Origin of the sequence: Kocuria sp. CPCC 205258, from assembly GCF_040981005.1 — a bacterium.
GTDB lineage: Bacteria > Actinomycetota > Actinomycetes > Actinomycetales > Micrococcaceae > Kocuria > Kocuria rosea.
On the sequence record NZ_JAVKPS010000001.1, the window covers coordinates 333,297 to 353,800 of the forward strand.

At 73.2% G+C, this 20,504-nt stretch carries 18 protein-coding genes and 1 riboswitch; of the genes, 7 read left to right on the top strand and 11 right to left on the bottom strand.

The window, feature by feature from the left end; genetic code table 11:
* Positions 1-29 precede the first annotated feature (29 nt).
* The 3 genes from RF644_RS01545 to ilvD all read right to left on the bottom strand — a co-directional run bounded on the left by RF644_RS01545 (position 30) and on the right by ilvD (position 4,098).
* Positions 30-551: an OsmC family protein gene (locus RF644_RS01545; protein WP_368795075.1), complete on the bottom strand. Its 522-nt coding sequence runs from the start codon at positions 549-551 to the stop codon at positions 30-32.
* A 71-nt stretch (positions 552-622) separates the two neighbouring features.
* Positions 623-2,107 (bottom strand): alanine/glycine:cation symporter family protein, encoded by a 1,485-nt coding sequence (locus RF644_RS01550; RefSeq protein ID WP_368795076.1) that lies wholly within the window; start codon positions 2,105-2,107, stop codon positions 623-625.
* A 158-nt stretch (positions 2,108-2,265) separates the two neighbouring features.
* Positions 2,266-4,098: a dihydroxy-acid dehydratase gene (gene ilvD / locus RF644_RS01555; protein ID WP_035927896.1), complete on the bottom strand. Its 1,833-nt coding sequence runs from the start codon at positions 4,096-4,098 to the stop codon at positions 2,266-2,268.
* Positions 4,099-4,315: 217 nt separating this feature from the next.
* On the opposite strand from ilvD, the gene RF644_RS01560 reads away from it, so the two are divergent.
* Both RF644_RS01560 and RF644_RS01565 read left to right on the top strand, forming a co-directional pair.
* Positions 4,316-5,842, top strand: coding sequence for a gluconokinase (locus tag RF644_RS01560; RefSeq protein ID WP_368795078.1), 1,527 nt, complete (start codon positions 4,316-4,318; stop codon positions 5,840-5,842).
* Between the two features lie 221 nt (positions 5,843-6,063).
* On the top strand, positions 6,064-6,357 hold the full coding sequence (locus tag RF644_RS01565) for a hypothetical protein (RefSeq protein WP_368795079.1): 294 nt from the start codon (positions 6,064-6,066) through the stop codon (positions 6,355-6,357).
* Between the two features lie 69 nt (positions 6,358-6,426).
* Here the strand turns inward: RF644_RS01565 and RF644_RS01570 are convergent, their stop codons facing one another.
* The 4 genes from RF644_RS01570 to RF644_RS01585 all read right to left on the bottom strand — a co-directional run bounded on the left by RF644_RS01570 (position 6,427) and on the right by RF644_RS01585 (position 11,313).
* On the bottom strand, positions 6,427-7,794 hold the full coding sequence (locus RF644_RS01570; protein WP_368795080.1) for a short-chain fatty acid transporter: 1,368 nt from the start codon (positions 7,792-7,794) through the stop codon (positions 6,427-6,429).
* Positions 7,795-7,910: 116 nt separating this feature from the next.
* A complete protein-coding gene (fahA, locus tag RF644_RS01575; protein ID WP_368795081.1) occupies positions 7,911-9,131 on the bottom strand; it encodes a fumarylacetoacetase in 1,221 nt (406 codons plus the stop codon).
* A gap of 86 nt (positions 9,132-9,217) precedes the next feature.
* Complete coding sequence (locus tag RF644_RS01580; RefSeq protein WP_368795082.1) at positions 9,218-10,090, bottom strand: hypothetical protein; 873 nt, start codon at positions 10,088-10,090, stop codon at positions 9,218-9,220.
* Complete coding sequence (locus RF644_RS01585; RefSeq protein ID WP_368795083.1) at positions 10,087-11,313, bottom strand: homogentisate 1,2-dioxygenase; 1,227 nt, start codon at positions 11,311-11,313, stop codon at positions 10,087-10,089. Before RF644_RS01585 ends, RF644_RS01580 begins: the two co-directional genes overlap by 4 nt.
* A 97-nt stretch (positions 11,314-11,410) precedes the next feature.
* Between RF644_RS01585 and RF644_RS01590 the strand changes: the two genes are divergently transcribed.
* On the top strand, positions 11,411-11,998 hold the full coding sequence (locus tag RF644_RS01590) for a MarR family winged helix-turn-helix transcriptional regulator (RefSeq protein WP_368795084.1): 588 nt from the start codon (positions 11,411-11,413) through the stop codon (positions 11,996-11,998).
* A 245-nt stretch (positions 11,999-12,243) separates the two neighbouring features.
* Positions 12,244-13,161 (top strand): type IV toxin-antitoxin system AbiEi family antitoxin domain-containing protein, encoded by a 918-nt coding sequence (locus RF644_RS01595; RefSeq protein WP_368795085.1) that lies wholly within the window; start codon positions 12,244-12,246, stop codon positions 13,159-13,161.
* A gap of 73 nt (positions 13,162-13,234) precedes the next feature.
* On the opposite strand, the gene RF644_RS01600 is transcribed toward RF644_RS01595, so the two are convergent.
* Genes RF644_RS01600 through RF644_RS01610 form a run of 3 tightly spaced genes read right to left on the bottom strand, consistent with a single transcriptional unit; the run spans position 13,235 to position 15,857 of the window.
* On the bottom strand, positions 13,235-14,425 hold the full coding sequence (locus RF644_RS01600; RefSeq protein ID WP_272027338.1) for an acetyl-CoA C-acetyltransferase: 1,191 nt from the start codon (positions 14,423-14,425) through the stop codon (positions 13,235-13,237).
* Positions 14,422-15,123: a CoA transferase subunit B gene (locus RF644_RS01605; RefSeq protein WP_115163072.1), complete on the bottom strand. Its 702-nt coding sequence runs from the start codon at positions 15,121-15,123 to the stop codon at positions 14,422-14,424. Before RF644_RS01605 ends, RF644_RS01600 begins: the two co-directional genes overlap by 4 nt.
* Positions 15,120-15,857 (bottom strand): CoA transferase subunit A, encoded by a 738-nt coding sequence (locus tag RF644_RS01610; protein ID WP_368795086.1) that lies wholly within the window; start codon positions 15,855-15,857, stop codon positions 15,120-15,122. Before RF644_RS01610 ends, RF644_RS01605 begins: the two co-directional genes overlap by 4 nt.
* Before the next feature lie 142 nt (positions 15,858-15,999).
* On the opposite strand from RF644_RS01610, the gene RF644_RS01615 reads away from it, so the two are divergent.
* Positions 16,000-16,779 (top strand): IclR family transcriptional regulator, encoded by a 780-nt coding sequence (locus RF644_RS01615; protein WP_368795087.1) that lies wholly within the window; start codon positions 16,000-16,002, stop codon positions 16,777-16,779.
* Positions 16,780-16,882: 103 nt separating this feature from the next.
* Here the strand turns inward: RF644_RS01615 and RF644_RS01620 are convergent, their stop codons facing one another.
* A complete protein-coding gene (locus tag RF644_RS01620; RefSeq protein ID WP_368795088.1) occupies positions 16,883-17,647 on the bottom strand; it encodes a 3-hydroxybutyrate dehydrogenase in 765 nt (254 codons plus the stop codon).
* A 192-nt stretch (positions 17,648-17,839) separates the two neighbouring features.
* Positions 17,840-17,943: riboswitch (SAM riboswitch) on the top strand.
* Positions 17,944-17,956: 13 nt separating this feature from the next.
* Here RF644_RS01620 and RF644_RS01625 point away from each other — a divergent pair.
* Positions 17,957-19,159, top strand: coding sequence for a cobalamin-independent methionine synthase II family protein (locus RF644_RS01625; RefSeq protein WP_368795089.1), 1,203 nt, complete (start codon positions 17,957-17,959; stop codon positions 19,157-19,159).
* Positions 19,160-19,198: 39 nt separating this feature from the next.
* Entirely contained in the window at positions 19,199-20,416 is a 1,218-nt protein-coding gene (locus RF644_RS01630) for a cobalamin-independent methionine synthase II family protein (protein ID WP_368795090.1), read from the top strand.
* Positions 20,417-20,504 lie beyond the last annotated feature (88 nt).

A 20,504-nucleotide genomic window follows, 5' to 3' on the forward strand; every position in this document is an offset into this window, starting at 1 on the left:
CCGTTCCGCGTCCGGCGAGGGTGCGGCCGCTACACGCGCTCGACGACGAACGCCACGTCCGTGTTCAGGCTCTGGCTGACCACGCAGTACCGCTCGGTCGACTTGGCCAGCCGCTGGAGGGTGGCGTCGTCGGCGTCGGTGTCGAGGCGGGCGGTGAGGACGACGTCCTGGACCCCCACGGCCACGGACCGGTCCAGGCCCAGCGTCCCACGGGCGTCGAACATGCCCTCCGCGCGGAGCTCGGCCGACCGGATCGGCACGCCCATGGCCGTCGCCACGCTGCGCAGGGTCACGCCCGCGCAGGCCGCGAGCGCGTCGAGGAGCATGTCCCCGGAGCAGGCGTCGCTGCCGTCACCGCCGGTGGCGGCGTGCAGGCCGGCCCGCGCCGGCCCGGCCCACGTGTCGACGGTGGTCGTGAGCCCGGGGTCGCGGAAGTCGCCGCGGGCGTGCAGGGGTGTGCGGGCCTCCTCGGGGTGCTCCCGGTAGCGTTCCTTGAGGGGGGCCTGCAGCTGCCGCAGGGCCGAGGCGTCGATGTCCGTACGAGATTCCATGACTTCACTGTAGATGGGCCGGGGCCGGGGCCGCCACGCGGTCCCGGCCCCGGCCTGCTGCTCCGTGCCCGTCAGCGGGTCCTCGTGGGCTTCTGCGCCAGCTCGTCCCAGTAGCCGCGGGTGGTCACCACGTCGGTGCCGTCCCACGCGCCGAGCCCGGACAGGCCCGGGACGTCGCCGCTGTGGAAGATCGGCTCGAGGCCCTGCTTGCGCTGGGCCTCGTAGTTGCGGAGCACCCGGACGGCCACGCCGGCGAGCAGCACCAGGGCCACCAGGTTGATGGTGGCCATGACCGCCATGAACAGGTCGGCCAGGGACCAGACGAGGTCCAGGGCCAGCACGGCGCCGCCGAAGACGAACACCAGCACGAGCACGCGGTAGGCGGTCATCGCCGCGGGCGAGCCCGTGAGGAAGCGGACGTTGGACTCGCCGTAGTAGTAGTTGCCGATCACGGAGGTGAACGCGAACAGGAAGATCGCCACGGTCAGGAAGTGAACCGCCCAGCTGCCCAGCTGCAGAGCCAGCGCGGACTGGGTCAGGGACGCGCCCTCCCGGCCGCCGAACTCGGGGTTGGAGAGGAGCACGATGAACGCGGTGATCGAGCAGATCAGCCAGGTGTCGAAGTACACGCCGAGCGCCTGCAGGAAGCCCTGCTTCGCGGGGTGGGACACGGACGCGGTGGCCCCGGCGTTGGGGGCCGACCCCATGCCGGCCTCGTTGGAGAACAGGCCGCGCTTCATGCCCTGGATGATGACGCCGATCAGCCCGCCGGTGACGAACTCGCGGATGCCGAAGGCCCCCTCGAGGATCTGGCCGAGCACGGCGGGGACCTCGCCGAAGTTCAGGAACACCACGAGCAGGCCCAGCAGGAGGTAGAGCACCGCCATGATCGGGACGACGATCTCGGAGACCGCGGAGATCCGGCGGATGCCGCCGAAGATGATCGCGGCGGTCAGCCCCACGAGCACGGCGCCGACCAGGATCCGGAACCACAGGGCCTCCGCCGCGGCGATGTCCACGCCGAGGGAGCCGCCGAGCGCGTCCACGATCGAGTTGGACTGCACGGAGTTGAACACGAACCCGTAGGTGAGGGTGATCACGACGGCGAAGAGCAGCCCCATCCAGCGCGCGCCGAGGCCGCGCTCCATGTAGTAGGCGGGCCCGCCCACGTAGCCGGTGGGCGCCTTGATCTTGTAGAGCTGGCCCAGCAGGGACTCGGTGAACGCGCTGGCCGCGCCGATGCCGGCGATCACCCACATCCAGAACACGGCGCCCGGCCCGCCCAGGCTGATGGCGATCGCGACGCCGGCGATGTTGCCGGTGCCCACCCGGGACGCGGCGGAGACGGTGAAGGCCCGGAACGCGGAGATGCCCTTCTGGCCGTCCTCGGCCAGACCGGGCTTGTCGTTGAGCACCCGGAACATCTCCGGGACCAGCCGCAGCTGCACCACGCCGGTGCGGACGGTCAGGTAGAGGCCCACCCCGATGAGGATGGCGAAGACCACGTTCCACACCCAGCCGCCGAGGGTGCCCACGAGATCGGTGACGAGTTCCATTGCAGCTCCGAACTGTGACGGACGCGGGTCCCCGGCGTGGGGTCTGCGGGGCCCGCGTGAAAGACCGGGCGCAGCGGTTGCGCGCCCCGACGGAACTCTAGTGGAAGTGACCCGCGTCTCGATGCCCCCGCGGGCCCCGCGATCACGGCCGGAGCGGGTCAGATCACGCGCACGGCGCCCTTGTCCGCGGAGGTGACCATCGAGGCGTAGGCGCGCAGGGCCTTGGAGACCTGGCGCTCGCGCGGCTTCGTGGGGTACCACGGGGCCGGCCCCCTGGCCTGCCGCCGGGCGGCCAGCGTCGCGTCGTCCACGTTCACGCGCAGCACGCGCCGGGCGACGTCGATCTCGATCTCGTCGCCGGTCTCGATGAGGCCCACGGCCCCGCCGGCGGCGGCCTCCGGGGAGATGTGCCCGATCGAGAGGCCGGAGGTGCCGCCGGAGAAGCGGCCGTCGGTGATGAGCGCGCACTCCCGGCCGAGGCCGAGACCCTTGAGGTAGGAGGTCGGGTAGAGCATCTCCTGCATGCCCGGGCCGCCCTTGGGGCCCTCGTGGGTGATGACCACGATGTCGCCGGGCTCCACGTTCTTGGACAGGATCTCGAAGACGGCCTCGTCCTGGGACTCGACCACGAAGGCCCTGCCCACGAAGTGGAACAGCTCCTCGTCGATGCCAGCGGTCTTGATGACCGCCCCGTCCTCGGCGATGTTGCCGTAGAGGATCGCCAGGCCGCCGTCCCGCGTGTAGGCGTGCTCCACCGAGCGGATGCAGCCGTCCTCGCCGTCGAGGTCGAGGGACTCGAACGTGTTGGCCGTGGAGAACGCCTGCGTGGTGCGCACGCCGCCGGGCGCGGCGTGGAAGAGCGCCCGGGCGCGCTCCGAGGACCGGCCGCTGCGGACGTCCCACTCGTCCAGCCAGGTGGCCAGGTCCGGGGCGTGCACCGCGTGCACGTCCTCGTTGAGCAGGCCCGCGCGGCGCAGCTCGCCGAGGAGCGCGGGGATCCCGCCGGCGCGGTGCACGTGCTCGATGTGGAACCGGGTGGAGTTCGGCGCGACCTTGCACAGGCAGGGCACCCGGCGGGACAGGGCGTCGATGTCCGGGAGGGTGAAGTCGACCTCGCCCTCCTGGGCCGCGGCGAGGATGTGCAGGATCGTGTTGGTGGACCCGCCCATGGCGATGTCCAGGGCCATGGCGTTCTCGAACGCGGCCTTGGTGGCGATGTTGCGCGGGAGCACGGACTCGTCGTCCTGCTCGTAGTACCGGCAGCACAGGTCCACCACCCGGCGGCCGGCCTCGAGGAAGAGCTCCTTGCGGGCCACCTGGGTGGCCAGCGTGGTGCCGTTGCCGGGCAGGGACAGGCCGAGGGCCTCGGTGAGGCAGTTCATGGAGTTGGCGGTGAACATGCCCGAGCAGGACCCGCAGGTGGGGCAGGCGTTGCGCTCGATCTGGCCCAGCTGCTCGTCGGTGACGGACTCGTCGACGGCCATGGACATCGCGTCCACGAGGTCCAGGCGGTGCTCCACGACGCCCTCGACGGCCTCGCCGGACTCCATGGGCCCGCCGGAGACGAAGACCACCGGGATGTTCAGCCGCAGCGCGGCCAGCAGCATGCCCGGCGTGATCTTGTCGCAGTTGGAGATGCAGACCAGGGCGTCGGCCCGGTGGGCGTTGACCATGTACTCCACGGAGTCCGCGATGATGTCGCGGGAGGGCAGGGAGTAGAGCATCCCGTCGTGGCCCATCGCGATGCCGTCGTCGACCGCGATGGTGTTGAACTCCTTGGCCACGCCCCCCGCCTCCCGGATCGCGGAGGCCACGAGGTCGCCCATGTCCTTGAGGTGCACGTGGCCCGGCACGAACTGCGTGTAGGAGTTCGCGATCGCGACGATCGGCTTCCCGAAGTCGTCGTCGCCCATGCCGGTGGCGCGCCACAGGGCGCGGGCGCCGGCCATGTTGCGGCCGTGGGTCGAGGTGCGGGAGCGGAGGTGGGGCATGGCGGAGCTGGGTCTCCTCGGTCGGGGATGTCCGGTGGCGGGGCGGGCGGCGCACGGGCCGTGGGGCACCCGGGCCGGCCGCCGGCGGTCCGCCGTCCAGAATACGCTTTTCGACCGCAACGTCCTGGTGGGCGGACCCGCGTCTCACGATGTGACCGTCGCGCCGCGCCGCCTCCTACACTGGGGCCAGCCGCGCAGCCCCCAGGAGGAGCCGACCATGAGCCACCACCCGACGCCCCCACGGCCGGACGACGGCGCCGCGTTCAGCGTGGACCTGCGCGAGGCCCTCGATCCGCTGGTGATGGCCCTGGACGTCGGCTCCACGGGCAGCCGGGGCGGTCTGCACGACGCCACGGGGACCCCCGTGCGGGGCTACCGGCACAAGATCGAGCACGAGTTCACCACCGCGGCGGACGGGACCTCCGTGATCGACCCCGACCAGGTGACGGAGGAGCTCGCGGCGGTCCTCGACCTCGTCCTGGCCGACCCCGCACTGGCCGGCCGGGTCGCGGGCGTCGCCCTGGACACCTTCGCGTCCTCGCTGGTCGGCGTCGGGGCCGACGGCGCCGCTGTCACCACGTGCTTCACCTACGCCGACTCCCGGTGCGCCGAGCAGCTGGCCGGGCTGCGCGGCGAGCTCGACGAGCCCGCCGCCCTGCAGCGCACGGGCGCCCGCCTGCACACCTCGTACCTGGCCCCGCGGCTGCGGTGGCTCCGGGAGACGGACCCGGAGGCGTGGGGGCGGGCCCGGCGGTGGATGTCCCTGGGCGAGTACGTGCACCTGCGCCTGCTGGGCACCGCGCGCGCCGGGACCGCCACGGCCGCGTGGACCGGGATGCTGGACCGCCGCACGGGCCGGTGGGACGAGCCCCTGCTCCTGGCCTGCGGGCTGGACGCGGAGCAGTTCAACCCGCTCGCCGACCCGCACGAGCCGATCCCGGACGTCGCGGCGTCCGTGGCCGAGCGCTGGCCGGTCCTCGAGGGCGCGGCGTGGTTCGCGCCGGTGGCCGACGGGCTGAGCGCGAACCTCGGCACGGGCGGCACCGACGCCTCGACGATGGTCGTGTCCACCGCCACCTCGGGGGCCGCGCGCGTGCTGCTGCACCGGATCCCCGAGCGGGTGCCGCCGGGGCTGTGGTGCTACCGCGTGGACGCGCGGCGGTGCCTGCTGGGCGGGGCCCTCAACGACGTCGGCCGGGCGCTCGCCTGGCTCGAGCGCACGGTGGCCCTGCCGGAGGGCACCGCGCTCGCGGACGTCGCCGCCGCGGACGTGTCCGGATCCACCCCCGTGGTCCTGCCGTTCTTCACGGGCGAGCGCTCGACGGGCTGGGCCGGCGGCGCCCGGGCGGTGTTCGCCGGCGTCTCGGCCTCCAGCACCGGGGCCGACCTGGCCCGCGGGGTGCTCGAGGGCGTCGCGGTCTCGTACGCCCGGGTGGCCGAGCAGCTCGAGGACGCCGCCGGCGGCGTGGACCGCGTGGTGGCCTCCGGCAGCGCGTCGCAGGACGTGCCGGAGCTGCTGCAGCTGCTCGCCGACGCCCTCGGCAAGCCGGTGGCGCGGGCCGAGTTCAAGCGGGCGACCCTGCGCGGCACCGCCTTGCTCGCCCTCGAGAGCCTCGCCCCGGACGTGGAGCGGGCCTCCCCGCCCTACGGGCCGGAGCACCGGCCGGTGCCCGGACGCGCGGAGCACTACCGCGCCGCGCGCGCCCGCTTCGAGGAGCTCTACGGGGCGGTCGTCGGCTCCTGAGCCGGCCGGGCGGCTCGGCGTCGCCTGGGTGCCGGCCGGGCGTTCCCTCACACTCGGACACAATGGTGTACCTCCGCTAATACCGTGGTCCTGGTACGGCCGCTTTCCTACCGTGGAGCCTGTGGGTGCGGGTGCGTGCTCCCTCCGGAGCTCGAGCACCCTGCTTCCGCACCCCCTACCCCCGCACCCCCGCACCCCCGCACCGCACGGAAGGAACCACGATGGAGGACTCCCTGGGCCGGGAACAGGCCGTCGGACTGCACCGGGCGCTCGAGCGGGCGTCGATCGGGCACCGCCGGCTCTGGGTCCGCTACCTGTACCTGGGCGGGACGGCCGACGAGCTCGAGGTCAGCGCGTACCTGCACCAGTGCCTGGACCTGCCGGTCCGCGAGCGGGACCTGCTGAGCTGGGCGGCCAACACCCTCCTCGACCGCCGGTACCACCCGCGCGTGCCCTCGAGCGCCGACCTCCTGCGTCACGGCACCGGCCGCGGCGCCCCGGAGCGCACCGCCTGAGCACACGCTCCCCGGCCGCCGCGGCACGGATCCAGCGGCACGGAGCCGGCGGCGCGGGCCGAGGCCCGCTCAGCCCGCGCCGACGAGCAGCAGGGTCGCCCCGAACACCAGGCCCGAGACCACGAGCACCACGGTGGTGTAGCCCAGGATGTCGCGGATCTTGAGCCCGGCGATGGCCAGCAGCGGCAACGCCCAGAACGGCTGGATCATGTTGGTCCACTGGTCGCCGTAGGAGATCGCCATGATCACCACGGCCGGGTCCACGTCGAGGCGGGCGCCGGCGTCCAGCAGGATCGGGGCCTGCACGGCCACCTGCCCGCCGCCGGAGGGGACGAAGAAGTTCACGAGCCCCGCCGAGAGGAACGCGAGCAGCCCCAGCGTCTGGGGCGTGGCGACGGCCACGACCGAGTCGGAGAGCACCTGGATCAGGCCGGTCGCCGCCATCATCCCCATGATCCCGGCGTAGAGCGGGAACTGCAGGAGGATGTCGCCCACGTTCGCGGCGGCGTTCTTGATCAGCGCCATGACCTCGAAGGCGTTGCGCGCGAGCAGGAAGATCAGGCCCAGGAACATCCAGTTCACGACGTCGAGCGTCACCGTCCCGCCCTCGGCGAAGTGCAGCACCAGGTAGCCGGCGAGCGCCAGCCCCACGACCAGGGTGGGGACCCGGCTGGCGTCGAGCCGGTCGGCGGGGGTGACGACCTCCTCCTCGGTGACCGTCTGCTCCGAGGCGGCGAGGGCGGCGGCGGTCATCCGGTGGGCGGGGTCCACGGCCCGGGGCGCGATGAGCCACAGGGCCAGCGCGACGAGGACCACGGTGGCGACGACGGCGGTGAGGTTCCAGGCGGAGAACGTGGTCTCGGTGATGGGCACGGTGCGTCCGAGCTGCTCCTCGATGAAGGAGCCGGGGGTGGACGCGGTGAGCGGCCCGGACCCGGAGTAGCCCATGGGCCAGACCACGAACCCGGAGAACCCGGAGGCCACGAGCATCGGGAAGCTCAGCTCCAGGCCGCGGCGGTCCCCCGCGGCGGCGACGTCGCGGGCGAGCAGGGCGCCGACGACGAGGCCGAGCCCCCACGTGATGAGGGAGGCGGCCGCCGCCACCAGGAACACGAACACGTACGCCTGGAGGGGCGTCCGGGGCACCTGCGCCAGGGCGCCGAGCAGCCGGCGCACGGGACGGGTGTTGGCGAGGGCGTGGCCCAGCAGCAGGATCAGCGCCATCTGCGTCATGAACGCGAGCAGCCCGGCGAGCCCCTCGCCCCAGCCGCGCAGCACGTCGGCGGGTCCGGCGTCGGTGAGCAGCAGGGCCATGAGCCCGACGGCGACGCTCAGCAGGATGGCGAAGTTCAGCGCGGACGGGATGCACTTCTCGACGACCGAGTTGACGGGCCGCATCGCCCGGGCGATCGCGGGTTCACGGGTGCCGGTGCTCATGGCGGGGACTCCTGCTGTCGGCGGGCGCGCGGGCGACCACGCCCTCCCCCGCCGGCCGCGGCGCGGCGGGCTCGGCGGGGGTGATCGTGGTCACCGGCGGGGGACGGGACCAGTATTCAGGTGGCGGGCAGGATCGTGGCGGTGCACTCGCCGAGGTCGATGACGGAGCCGCCGGGGCCGGGCGCGGTGCCGGTGAGGGTCACGCTCTGGCCGTCGGCCAGGAACGTCATCTCGGTGCCCCCGGGCAGGGCGAACGGCTCCTTGCCGCCCCAGGAGAGCTCCAGGAAGGACCCGCGCTGGTCCTTCTCCGGCCCGGAGACGGTGCCGGAGCCGAAGAAGTCCCCCGGGCGCAGGGACGCGCCGTTGACGCTCATGTGCGCGACCATCTGGGGTGCGGTCCAGTACAGGGTGGACGCCGGGGGGTGCGAGACGGTCCGGCCGTCCACGCTCACGCCCAGGGTGATGTCCAGCCCCCACGGCTCCTTGCCCTCGTCGTCGAGGTAGGGGGCGAGCTCGTGCTCGCGCGCCGGGGGCGCCACGCGGGCCGCGGACAGGGCCTGCCAGGGCACGACCCACAGCGAGATCGAGGACGCGAAGGACTTGCCCAGGTAGGGGCCCAGGGGGACGTACTCGTAGGCCTGGATGTCGCGGGCGGACCAGTCGTTGAACAGCACCACGCCGAAGAGGTGCTCGGCGGCCGCCTGCTCCAGGGAGACCTCCCCGGCCGGGGCCGCCCCGCCGAGGACGAAGCCGAGCTCCGCCTCGATGTCCAGGCGGCGGGAGGGGCCGAAGCTGGGCGGCCCGTCCTGCTCGGGGCGCAGGCCCTTGGGCCGGGGGAAGTCCTTGCCGGAGGGGATCACGGTGCCGGCGCGGCCGTGGTAGCCCACGGGCAGGTGCTTCCAGTTGGGCAGCAGCGGGGCCTGGTCCGGACGGAACATCTTCCCCACGTTGGAGGCGTGGTGCTCGGAGGCGTAGTAGTCGACGTAGTCGGCCACCGTGAACGGCATGTGCAGGGCGATCCCGTCCACCGGGTGGGAGGCCTGCTCCACCGTGTCCGCGAGCCCGTCGGCGGTCACGACCTCGACGAGCCAGGCCCGCAGCGCGGTCCAGGTCCCGTGGCCGGCCGCGAGCAGCGCGTCCAGGTTCGGGGCCGACACCGCCGCGCGCGCGGCGTCGTCGAGCCCCTCCACCGTGGCGGCCAGGGCGGCGACGTCGATCGCCCGGTCCCCCAGGCGCACCCCCAGGCGCGGGTCCCCGCCGGTGGGCGAGAAGGAGGCGTAGGGCAGGTTCTCGGGGCCGAAGCCCTCGGCGGCGAAGCGGTCGGCGGCGGTGCTCACGGGGTGGATCTCCTTGGACGTGGGGGGGACGGTGGCGACGGCGGCGCCCTCCCGCCCCGGTGGTCCCGGGGCGGGAGGGCGCCGTGTCAGGTGAGGCCGTGCGGGAAGAGGCCGAGGCGCTCGAGGCTCGCGGCGGGCTCGCCCACGCTGCACGTCCCGAAGGACGTGAAGGACCCGCGCCAGGACCCGTCGGAGGCCCGGGCGAGCTCGACGAGCGGTGCCGGGTCGGTCTCGGTGAGCAGCGGGGCCACCCGCTCGGCGGGCTCGTGGGCGCGGGCGGCCTCGGTGGCCATCGCGATGTTGAGGAAGCCGTGGTGGGTGAACCCCGTGGCGGGGTTCGTGTACCGCACGGCCTCGTGCAGGCCGGCGGTGAGCTTGAACGGGATCCGGGCGGCCACGGCTTCGGTGAGCACCGCGGCCAGCTGCTCGGGGCTGGGGAACAGGTGCGCCTCGATCCCGCCGGTGCGGTGCTTGAGGCGCAGCCCGGTGCCCTCCAGCAGCTCCAGCGCCCCGCCGCGGACCTGGTCCGCGGTCAGCTCCACGTAGACCGGGACGTCCTGCACCCGGGCCGCCTCGGTGATCTGCGCCTGCCAGGCATCGGTGTCCGACGGGTCGGTCCTGAGTTCGACCGCGACGACCTGCAGCTCAGGACCGAGCTCCCCGGCCGCTTCCAGGGCTGCGTGCAGCTGCCCGGCGGGAACGACGGCGGAGACCTCCACGGGCCTCCCCTCCCGGTCGAGGCCGGCCGCGATGCGCCGGGCCTCCGGCAGGTCGTGCAGCGCCAGCACGGCCGGCCCCACGGCGGCGACGAGCGGGTCCGCCCACCGCGCCACGTGGTCCGTGACCGCCTTCTCCAGCGGGGCGAGTCCCGGTGGGAAGGTCGCGGCGTCGTCGAAGAACCCGACGAACTGGGCCGGGACGCGCCGCTCGGCGGTCTCCGTGGTCGGGGCGGCGCTCACGAGTTCGACCAGAGCCCGCCGGTCCACTCCCGGCCGGGGGTCCAGGACGTGACGTACTTGCCGTCGTCGCCGGCCAGGCCGGCCTCGCCCAGCTCCAGCGGGGCGAAGGTGTCGACCATGACGGCGGTCTCGTCGAAGTACTCCACGCCCAGGGACTTCTCGATCGCCCCGGGCTGCGGGCCGTGCGGGTGCCCGCCCGGGTGCAGGGAGATCGAGCCCCTGCCGATGCCCGAGCCCTTGCGCGCCTCGTAGTCCCCGTCCACGTAGAACATGACCTCGTCGGAGTCCACGTTCGAGTGGTAGTAGGGCACCGGGACGGCCAGCTCGTGGTAGTCGACCTTCCGGGGCACGAAGTTGCAGATCACGAAGTTGCGGCCCTCGAAGACCTGGTGCACGGGCGGCGGCTGGTGCACCTTGCCGGTGATCGGCATGTAGTCCTTGATGTTGAAGGTGTACGGGTAGAGGCACCCGTCCCAGCCCACCACGTCGAAGGGGTGCTGCGGCAGGACGTGGACCGTCCCGTCCAGGCCCGAGGGGCCGCGGCCGCGGTGCTTGACGTAGACGTCCACGTCGGTCTCGTCCCGCAGGAGCACGCCGGTGGGACCGTGCAGGTCACGCTCGCAGTAGGGGGCGTGCTCGAGCAGCTGCCCGTACTTGGAGAGGTAGCGGTGCGGCGGGGTGATGTGGGAGTTCGCCTCCACGAAGTAGAGCCGGGCCGTCTCGCCCTCCCGCAGCACCCAGCGGTGGATCGTGGCGCGCGGGATCATGACGTAGTCGCCCTCGACGGCCTCGAGCGGGCCGAACTGGGTCTCCACCAGGGCGGAGCCGCGCTCCACGTAGACGCACTCGTCGCCCACGGCGTTCTTGTACAGCGGGGAGGTCTTCCCCACCCAGGCGTAGGAGAGCCGCACGTCCGCGTTGCCCAGCACCAGCCGGCGGCCGGTCACCGCGTCGGTCCCGGCGGCCTGCTCCTCGGTGAACAGCTCGTGCAGCTTCAGGTGCCGCGGCAGCAGCGGGTCGTTGGGGGTCAGGGTCTGGTCGGGCAGCTCCCAGCCGCGCGTCCCGACGATCGCCGAGGGGATGTGCCGGTGGTAGAGCAGCGACGAGTCGGAGGAGAAGCCCTCCTCGCCCATGAGCTCCTCGTAGAGGATCCTGCCCTCGTCGTCCTTGAAGAGGGTGTGCCGCTGCCGGGGCACCGGGCCCAGCTGCCGGTAGTAGGCCATGGCCGTCTCCTTGCGTGTGGCGGTCTGTGATCCAGCTCTCCCCCAGATAGTAAAGCGTTGTATTATATGGGGCAACCCCTCCCCTAGAATCGACGCCATGCCCCTCGCCGACCGCACCGAGCCCCCAGCGACGCCCACCGAGGCGTCCACCGCGACGCCCTCCGCCGCCGCGCTGCCCGACTACTGGTCCTTCGTCCAGGCCGCCCAGCGCCGGATCTCCGAGGAGTTCCCCGATGCCGACCTCGCGGCCAACCGGGTGTTCCTCTCGCTCAACCGGTCCTCGTCCACCGCGGTGTACGACTTCGAGTCGTCGATCCACCGCCCCGCCGGCGGGACCTGGTCGAGCTTCCGGCTGCTCCTGGTCCTCTGGGTGGCCGGGCCCCTCAACCCCCACGAGGCCGCCCGCCTCACGGGGATGAGCCGCGCGGCGGTCTCCAACCTGACGGGCACGCTGGTCGGCAAGGACCTGCTCCGGCGCGAGGCCTCCGCCGCCGACGGCCGGTCCGTGACCCTGCACCTCACCGAGGCCGGCCAGGAGAAGATCCGCACGGCGTTCCGGGCGCAGAACGACCGGGAGAGCCAGTGGGCCGAGGCCCTCACCGAGGAGGAGCAGCACACGCTCGTGACGCTGCTGGAGAAGCTCATGGAGCAGCGCGAGCGGATCGGCGCCCGCGCCCGCAAGTAGCCCTGCGGACGGAGCACCCCCGGGACCGCAGATCACCCCCTCGCCGGATGACCCGCTGGGGCCCGGGTGACCACGAAAAATCGTGGTCACCCGGGCCCCAGCGGGTCATCGGGTCATTCCGGGGTCAGGCGCGTCGAGCTCCGTCCGCACTGCACGCCGGGCGCCCACGCATCCCCCTCCCGGCACCGTCCCCGTGCCGGGCCGGACCTCGGACGGGCGGGCCCCGCCGCGGTGAGCCTGACCCCATGACCACGCTGCCCAGCCGGCTCCTGACCCTTGAAGCGCTGCAGGACCTCGGCCTCTCGCCGTCCACCGTCACCCGGGCCGTCCGCCGGGGCGACCTCCTCCGGATCCGGCAGGGGGTGTACGCGACACCGTCCTGGTGGCGAGACCTGGGAGCGGAGGGACGGCTGCGGCAGATGCACGCCGCCCTGGCCCTGCGCGCCGCCAGTGCCCCGGTGTTCGGGCACTCCTCGGCGGCGCTGCTCCACGGCCTTGACCTGCTGCACCGACCGGCGGCACCGCACGTCGTCTCTCCGCCCGGCCGCGGTTCCCGGAACAACCGGACCTGCGTCCACCACTGGGCCGAGCTGCCGCCGGAGCACGTCGTCCGAGTGGGCGAACTGCTGGCCATGTCCGTGCCCCGCACCGTGCTGGACTGCGCGTCCACCCTGCCCCTCCGCGAGGCGGTGGTGACCGCCGACCACGCCCTCCGCCGGGGCACCGAGCGCGCGGAACTCCTCGCCCTGCTCGAGCGCCGCGCCGGCGCGCCGGGGTGCCGCCGGGCCCGGCGGGTGCTCGACCTCGCCGACGGTCGCTCCGAGTCGCCTGGCGAGACGCTGACCCGGCTGGTGCTGCTTCGCGCGCGACTGCCCCGGCCGGAGCTGCAGGTGCGCGTCCGGACGCCGCACGGCCTGTATCGCGGGGACTTCGGGTGGCGGGTGCAGCGACTGCTCCTGGAGTTCGACGGCGACACCAAGTACTACGACCACGGCCCCACCGACCGGGTCCTCGTGCAGGAGCGGCGGCGGGAGAAGGACCTCGCCAATGCCGGGTGGCGGATCCTGCGGACGGACTGGGCCACCGTGGTGCACCGGCCGGACGACCTGGTGGCCCTCGTGCGCAGGGAGCTCGACGCGCGTGACCTCAGGATCATCGAATGACCCGCGGGGGCCCGGGTGACCACGATTTTTCGTGGTCACCCGGGCCCCCGCGGGTCAGCGGACGGGACGCGGGTCAGTCGCGGTAGAGCAGCAGCGCCTCGCCCTGACCTCCGCCGCCGCACAGCGACACCGCGGCCCGGCCGGAGCCCCGGCGGGAGAGCTCGAACGCCGCGTGCAGCGCCAGCCGGGCCCCGGAGGCACCGATCGGGTGCCCGACGGCCACGGCGCCGCCGTGGATGTTGGCCTGCTCCTGCGGGTAGTCGAGGTCGCGCAGGGACTGGATCAGCACGGACGCGAACGCCTCGTTGATCTCGATGAAGTCCAGGTCCTGCACGGACCAGCCGGCCCGCTCGAGCGCGGCCTCGATCGCCCGGGACGGCTGGGAGTGCAGCGAGGTGTCGGGCCCGGCCACCTGGCCCGGGGCACCGACCACGGCCAGGTACTCGAGGCCGTGGCGCTCGGCGTACTCCCGGCTGGTCAGGACCACGGCGGCCGCGCCGTCCGAGAGCGGCGAGGAGTTGCCGGCGGTGATCGTGCCGTCCTTCGCGAACGCGGGGCGCAGCCTCGCCATGGACTCCGCGCTGGAGTCGGGGCGCACGCCCTGGTCGGTGTCGACGACGAGCGGGTCGCCCTTGCGCTGCGGGACGGACACGGGGGCGATCTCGTCGCGGAAGACGCCCTCCTCCGCGGCGCGGGCCGCGCGCTGGTGGCTCAGGGCGGCGACCTGGTCCTGCTCCTCGCGGGAGATCGAGCGCTCGCTGTTGCCGGACTCGGTGAGCGAGCCCATGGACACGCACGCGGCGACGTCGACGAGCCCGTCCTTGGCCACCGCGTCCTCGAGCTTGAGATCGCCGTAGCTCTTGCCCTGCCGCACGCCCATCGCGAGGTGCGGGGCGTTGGTCATGGACTCCTGGCCGCCGGCCACGACAATCTCGGCCTCGCCCGCGCGGATCATCCGGGCGGCGTTGGTGATGGCCACGAGCCCGGAGAGGCAGACCTTGTTGACGGTCTCGGCGGGCACGCTCAGCGGGATGCCCGCGGTGACGGCCGCCTGGCGGGCCGGGTTCTGCCCGGCGCCGGCCTGCAGGACGTGGCCCATGAGCACGTAGTCCACCTGCTCGGGGGCGATCCCGCCGCGCTCGAGCGCGGCCCGGATGGCGTGGGCGCCCAGCTCGGCCGCGGTGAAGGACGCCAGGTGGCCCAGGATCTTGCCCTGGGGCGTGCGGGCGCCGGACAGGACGACGACGTCGGTGGCGGTGCTCATCGGTTCTCCTCAGCGCCGCCGGCGGCGGCGGTCTCGGTGGGGACGGTGTCGGGGGTGACGTCCTGCAGGTCCGTGCGGAAGGACGCCTCGGTCTTCTCGCGGATCTCGTCCTCGGTGACCCCGGGGGCGAGGCTGCGCAGCACGAGCCCGCCGTCCTCGACGTCGAACACGCACAGGTCCGTGACGATGCGGTCGACCACGCGCACCCCGGTGAGCGGGAGGTCGCACTCGGTCTTGATCTTGGCGGAGCCGTCCTTGGTGACGTGCTCGGTCAGCACGACGACGCGCGGGGTGCCGGCCACCAGGTCCATGGCGCCGCCCATCCCCTTGACCATCTTGCCGGGGATCATCCAGTTGGCGAGGTCGCCGGTGCCGGAGACCTGCATGGCGCCGAGGATCGCGATCTTGACGTGGCCGCCGCGGATCATCCCGAAGGACGTGGCGGAGTCGAAGATGGAGGCCCCGGGCAGCAGCGTGATGGTCTGCTTGCCGGCGTTGATGAGGTCCGGGTCCTCGTCGCCCTCGTAGGGGAACGGGCCCATGCCGAGCACGCCGTTCTCGGACTGCAGCACCACGTCGACGCCCTCGGGCAGGTTGTTGGCCACGAGGGTGGGGATGCCGATGCCGAGGTTGACGTAGTCGCCGTCGGAGAGCTCGACGGCGGCGATCGCCGCCATCTCGTCGCGGGTCCAGCTCATGCCTGGTCTCCGTTCTGCTGGGTGGCCCGCCCGGCGGGGCGGGCGCGGACGGTGCGCTGCTCGATGTCCTTGGGCGCGCCGCTGTACTGCGCGACGTGCTGGACGTAGACGCCCGGGGTCACGATGTGGTCGGGGTGGATCTCGCCGACCGCCACGACGTGCTCGACCTCGGCGAAGGTGACCTTCCCGGCGGTCGCGACGATCGGGTTGAAGTTGCGCGCGGTGTAGCGGTAGACGAGGTTGCCGTCGGCGTCCCCGGTGTGGGCGTGGACCAGGGCGATGTCGGCGACGATGCCGCGCTCTTGCACGTAGGTCTCGCCGTCGAACTCGGCGTGCGGCTTGCCCTCTGCCACGAGGGTGCCGACCCCGGTCTTCGTGTAGAAGGCGGGGATGCCCGCGCCGCCGGCCCGGAGCCGCTCGGCGAGGGTGCCCTGGGGGTTGAACTCGACCTCGAGCTCGCCGTCCAGGTACTGCTGGGCGAACAGCTTGTTCTCGCCCACGTAGGAGGCGAGGACCTTCTTCACCTGGCGGTTCTCGAGCAGGACCCCGAGGCCCTTGCCGTCCACGCCCATGTTGTTGGAGACCACCGTGAGGTCCGTGACCCCGGAGTCCCGCACCGCGTCGATGAGATCCCGGGGGATCCCGCTCAGCCCGAACCCGCCCACGGCGAGCGTCATGCCGTCCCGCAGGCTCTCCGCCAGCAGCTCGGCGGCGTTGTCTCTGACCTTGGACACCCTTGTCCCTTCCTCTCGTCCGACTGTGACCCAGCACTCAATCTAGGGAGCCTCCACATGCCGGTCAACAGCTCCGGCGGGATGACGGCGCTTCTCCTCAGCATCCGGCCATTCGTCCCCCGGCTGTCCATATAGTGGAGTCATGGGACAGGGGCGGACGACAGGCCAGGGGACCCAGGTGGTCCACCGGGTGGGGCAGCTGCTGCGGGCCGTCGCGGGGCGGGAACGGGGCAGCACGGTGGCGGAGCTCGCCGTCGAGACCGGGCTGACCCGCCCCACCGTGCACCGGCTGCTCACAGGGCTGGCCGAGGAGGGCCTCGTGGACCGCGACGCCGGGACCGGGGCCTGGCAGCTGGGCCCCGAGCTGTACGTGCTGGGCGCGGTGGCGGCCCACCGCTATCCGATCCGGGAGCTGGCCGGGCCCTCGCTGCGCCGGCTCGCGGAGGCCACCGGCGAGAGCGCGTTCCTCTCGGTCCGCCGGGGGCTGGAGACGGTCTGCCTGGCACGCGTGGAGGGCGCCTTCCCCATCCGCTCCCACGTCCTCTACGAGGGGCTGCGGCTGCCGCTCGGCGTGGCATCGGCGGGGCTGGCGGTCCTGGCCCACCTCCCGGACGCGGAGGTGGACCGGGTCCTCGCGGCCACGGCCGGGGCCCGCGCCGAGTGGGGCCCACTGCACACGCCCGAGCTGATCCGGGAGCTGCTCGCGGACGTCCGGCGGGAGGGCTTCGCCGTGAACCCGGGGCTGATCGTCGAGGGCAGCTGGGGCATGGCCGCCGCGGTCTTCGACGCGACGGGCGCGCCGGTCTACGCACTGAGCCTCACGGGCATCGAGCCCCGGTTCAGCGGCGAGCGCCGGCAGCTCCTGGGCCGGGCCCTGCTCACGGAGGCCCACCGGCTCTCCCGGGAGCTGGGTCACCGCTGAGCGGCCCGGACCGGCAGCGGACCGTCCGGACCACCAGGTCAGTCCGGGCCGCCGGGCGGTCCGGACGCGGCGCCGCAGTGCGCCACCGCGGCCCGGGGCGGGCTCAGCGCGCCGTCCAGCCGCCGTCCATCGTGTAGGAGGCCCCGGTGACCATGGACGCGTGCGGTCCGGCCAGCCACGCGACCAGGCTGCCGACGTCCTCCGGGTCCACGAGCTTCTTGATCGGCGTCTCGCCGAGCATGATGCGCTCCACCACCTCGGACTCGGGGATCCCGTGCACCCTCGCCTGGTCGGCGATCTGCTTCTCGACGAGCGGGGTGCGCACGTAGCCGGGGTTGATGCAGTTGCTCGTCACCCCGTGGGCCGCGCCCTCCACCGCGACGGTCTTGGACAGCCCCTCCAGGCCGTGCTTCGCCGAGACGTAGGCGCTCTTGTAGGGGGACGCCCGCAGCCCGTGCACGGAGGAGACGTTGATGACGCGCCCCCAGCCGCGCTCGTACATCTGCGGCAGCGCGGCGCGCACCAGCAGGAACGGAGACTCCAGCATCAGCACCAGGATCCGGTGGAAGTCCGCGGGGTCGAACTCCTGGAGGGGTGCGACCTTCTGGATGCCGGCGTTGTTGACCAGCACGTCGACCTCGAGGCTCAGCTCGGCGAGCGCCGCGGTGTCGAGCAGGTCGACCGCCCACGCGCGGCCGCCGAGCTCGTCCGCAACGCGCTGCGCCCCGGCCTCGTCGACGTCGGCCACGACCACGTGCGCGCCGGAGCCGGCGAGGGCCCGGGCTGCGGCCAGGCCGATGCCGCTCGCGCCACCGGTGACGAGCGCCGTGCGGCCCTCGAGGTCCTGCTGCTGGGGCGTCTGGGACATGGGGGTCCTTCCTCTGGTCCGTCGTGCCCGCGGGGTGAGGGGCACGGATCACCGCCACGGTATGTGATCCAGGCCATGTTCGCGAAGGACAGCTCCGCCCGGGAGTGCGCGCCGGGTCGCGTCACACGGCGTCATGTCCGTCATCCGGGCGCCGAATGGCGCAGCGCGCACGGGTGCGCTTGGATGACAGGGTCACCATCCAGAGCGGCCGAGAGATCTGGCTCGACGACGCCGCAGCAACCCGGGCGACGGCATCCCCGTCCCGCCTCCGGTGCTACCGCCAGGACCGATGGAAAGGACGCACGACCCATGCTGCGAAGCGCCGACCGCATCCGCACGACCCACGCCGGGTCCCTCCCGCGCACCCCGGCGCTGCTCGAGGCCAACCGGGCGAAGGGGGCCGTCCCGGAGGCGGAGTACGACCGGCTCCTGCAGGACTCGGTGGTCGACGTGGTCCGCCGGCAGGCCGAGCTCGGGATCGACGTGGTCAACGACGGCGAGTACGGCCACGTCATGGCCGCGGAGGTCGACTACGGCGCGTGGTGGCACTACATCTTCGCCCGGATCTCGGGCCTGACCCCCGGCGACGTGGACCTGTGGGAGCAGGAGCCGCAGCGCTCCTCGCCGGGCAGGGTGGTCCTGACGAGCTTCGGGGACCGCCGGGACCGCCGGCTGTTCCACGAGGCGTACACGGACCCCTCCTCGGGCATCACCACGGGCAAGCAGGCGCCGTTCCCGAAGATCACCGGGAAGCTGGAGTACACGGGCCACGCGGCGCTGGAGGCGGACATCCGCAACCTCAAGGCCGGGCTGCAGGCCACGGGCGCGAGCGAGGGCTACCTCGCCGCCCTGTCCCCGGGCTCGTGCGCCCGGCTGGAGAACACCCACTACGCGGACGAGGACGAGGTCCTCACCGCGTGCGCCGAGGTGATGCGCGAGGAGTACCGGGCGATCACCGACGCCGGGCTGATCGTGCAGATCGACGACCCGTCCATCGCGGAGAACTGGGACCAGGTCAACCCCGAGCCCGGCGTGGAGGACTACCTCGCGTTCACCCGCAAGCGGGTCGAGGCCCTCAACTACGCCCTCGAGGGCATCCCGGAGGAGCAGGTCCGCTTCCACCTGTGCTGGGGCTCCTGGCACGGCCCGCACACCACGGACCTCGGGTTCGAGCACCTGGTGGAGCTCATGCTCTCCATCAGGGCCGGCGGCTACAGCTTCGAGGCCGCCAACGCCCGGCACGAGCACGAGTGGAAGGTCTGGCAGGACCACGAGCTGCCCGAGGGCAAGGTCATCATCCCGGGGATCGTCTCCCACGCCACCAACGTGGTGGAGCACCCGGAGCTGGTGGCCGACCGGATCGAGCGCTTCGCCCGCCAGGTGGGCCGCGAGAACGTCATCGCCTCGACCGACTGCGGCCTGGGCGGGCGGATCCACCCGCAGATCGCCGCGGCGAAGCTCGAGACCCTCGCCCGCGGGGCCGAGCTCGCCTCCCGCCGGCTCTGGTCCTGACCGGCCCCCGACCTTCCCGCAGACCTCAGGAGGACACGCATGACCATGCAGAACACCGACCACGTGCAGACCACCCACGTGGGCTCCCTGCCGCGGACCCCGCGGCTGCTGGAGGCCAACCAGCGGCACGCCGAGGGCGCCATCACGTTCGAGCAGCTCACCGACGAGCTCGCCGTGGGCGTCGAGGACGTGGTGCGCCGGCAGCGCGAGATCGGCGTGGACGTCGTCAACGACGGCGAGTACGGGCACACGATGTCCAGCGCGGTCGACTACGGCGCGTGGTGGAACTACTCCTTCTCCCGTCTCGGCGGGCTCACCCCGACCGACGAGGACCGGTGGGCGTCCACGGAGAAGAGGCGCTCCTCGCCCGGCCACATCGTGCTCACGAGCTTCCCGGACCGCCGGGACCGCGAGCGCTTCCGGGAGGCGTACGAGGACCCGGCGTCGGGCATCCTCACCGGGCGCTCCTCGACCACGCAGCCCAAGATCACCGGGCCGCTGACCTACACGGGACAGGAGGCCGTGGCCTCGGACGTCCGCAACCTCCGGGCGGCCATGGCGGCCACCGGGGCGCAGACCGGGTTCGTGGCCGCCCTGTCCCCCGGCTCCGCCGCGCGCGTGACGAACGAGTACTACAGGACCGACGAGGAGCTCGTCTACGCGTGCGCCGACGCGATGCGCGAGGAGTACCTGGCGATCACGGACGCCGGGCTGACCGTGCAGATCGACGACCCGTCCATCGCGGAGTCCTGGGACCAGATCAACCCCGAGCCCACGGTCGAGGACTACCTGGCGTTCACGCGGCTGCGCGTCGAGGCGCTCAACCACGCGCTGCGGGGGATCCCCGAGGAGCAGGTCCGCTTCCACCTGTGCTGGGGCTCCTGGCACGGCCCGCACACCACGGACCTCGAGCTGAAGCACCTCGTGGACCTGATGCTGACCGTCAACGCCGGCGGCTACACCTTCGAGGGCGCCTCCGCCCGGCACGCCCACGAGTGGAAGGTCTGGAAGGACCACGCGCTGCCCGAGGGCCGCGTGCTCATCCCGGGCGTGGTCTCCCACTCGACGAACGTGGTGGAGCACCCGGAGCTGGTGGCCGACCGGATCGAGCAGTTCGCCTCGGTCGTGGGCCGCGAGAACGTCGTCGCGTCGACCGACTGCGGTCTGGGCGGGCGCCTGCACCCGCAGATCGCCTGGGCCAAGCTCGAGTCCCTCGTGGAGGGCGCGCGCCTGGCCACGGAGCGGCTCTACCGCTGAGCCGCGCCCCGGCGTCCCCGACGCCCCTGCCGCGCCGCCGGGCCCGGTCCTCCCGCGAGGACCGGGCCCGGCGGCTTTCCTCCGCGCG

Bases quoted from the DNA above. Each gene is read 5' to 3' on its own strand.
- RF644_RS01565 (WP_368795079.1), top strand. From the start codon at position 6,064: ATGGAGGACTCCCTGGGCCGGGAACAGGCCGTCGGACTGCACCGGGCG.
- RF644_RS01585 (WP_368795083.1), bottom strand. From the start codon at position 11,313: ATGGCCTACTACCGGCAGCTGGGCCCGGTGCCCCGGCAGCGGCACACC.
- RF644_RS01605 (WP_115163072.1), bottom strand. From the start codon at position 15,123: ATGAGCTGGACCCGCGACGAGATGGCGGCGATCGCCGCCGTCGAGCTC.
- RF644_RS01560 (WP_368795078.1), top strand. From the start codon at position 4,316: ATGAGCCACCACCCGACGCCCCCACGGCCGGACGACGGCGCCGCGTTC.
- RF644_RS01545 (WP_368795075.1), bottom strand. From the start codon at position 551: ATGGAATCTCGTACGGACATCGACGCCTCGGCCCTGCGGCAGCTGCAG.
- RF644_RS01570 (WP_368795080.1), bottom strand. From the start codon at position 7,794: ATGAGCACCGGCACCCGTGAACCCGCGATCGCCCGGGCGATGCGGCCC.
- RF644_RS01630 (WP_368795090.1), top strand. From the start codon at position 19,199: ATGACCATGCAGAACACCGACCACGTGCAGACCACCCACGTGGGCTCC.
- RF644_RS01620 (WP_368795088.1), bottom strand. From the start codon at position 17,647: ATGTCCCAGACGCCCCAGCAGCAGGACCTCGAGGGCCGCACGGCGCTC.
- RF644_RS01550 (WP_368795076.1), bottom strand. From the start codon at position 2,107: ATGGAACTCGTCACCGATCTCGTGGGCACCCTCGGCGGCTGGGTGTGG.
- RF644_RS01590 (WP_368795084.1), top strand. From the start codon at position 11,411: ATGCCCCTCGCCGACCGCACCGAGCCCCCAGCGACGCCCACCGAGGCG.
- ilvD (WP_035927896.1), bottom strand. From the start codon at position 4,098: ATGCCCCACCTCCGCTCCCGCACCTCGACCCACGGCCGCAACATGGCC.
- RF644_RS01615 (WP_368795087.1), top strand. From the start codon at position 16,000: ATGGGACAGGGGCGGACGACAGGCCAGGGGACCCAGGTGGTCCACCGG.
- RF644_RS01625 (WP_368795089.1), top strand. From the start codon at position 17,957: ATGCTGCGAAGCGCCGACCGCATCCGCACGACCCACGCCGGGTCCCTC.
- RF644_RS01595 (WP_368795085.1), top strand. From the start codon at position 12,244: ATGACCACGCTGCCCAGCCGGCTCCTGACCCTTGAAGCGCTGCAGGAC.
- RF644_RS01600 (WP_272027338.1), bottom strand. From the start codon at position 14,425: ATGAGCACCGCCACCGACGTCGTCGTCCTGTCCGGCGCCCGCACGCCC.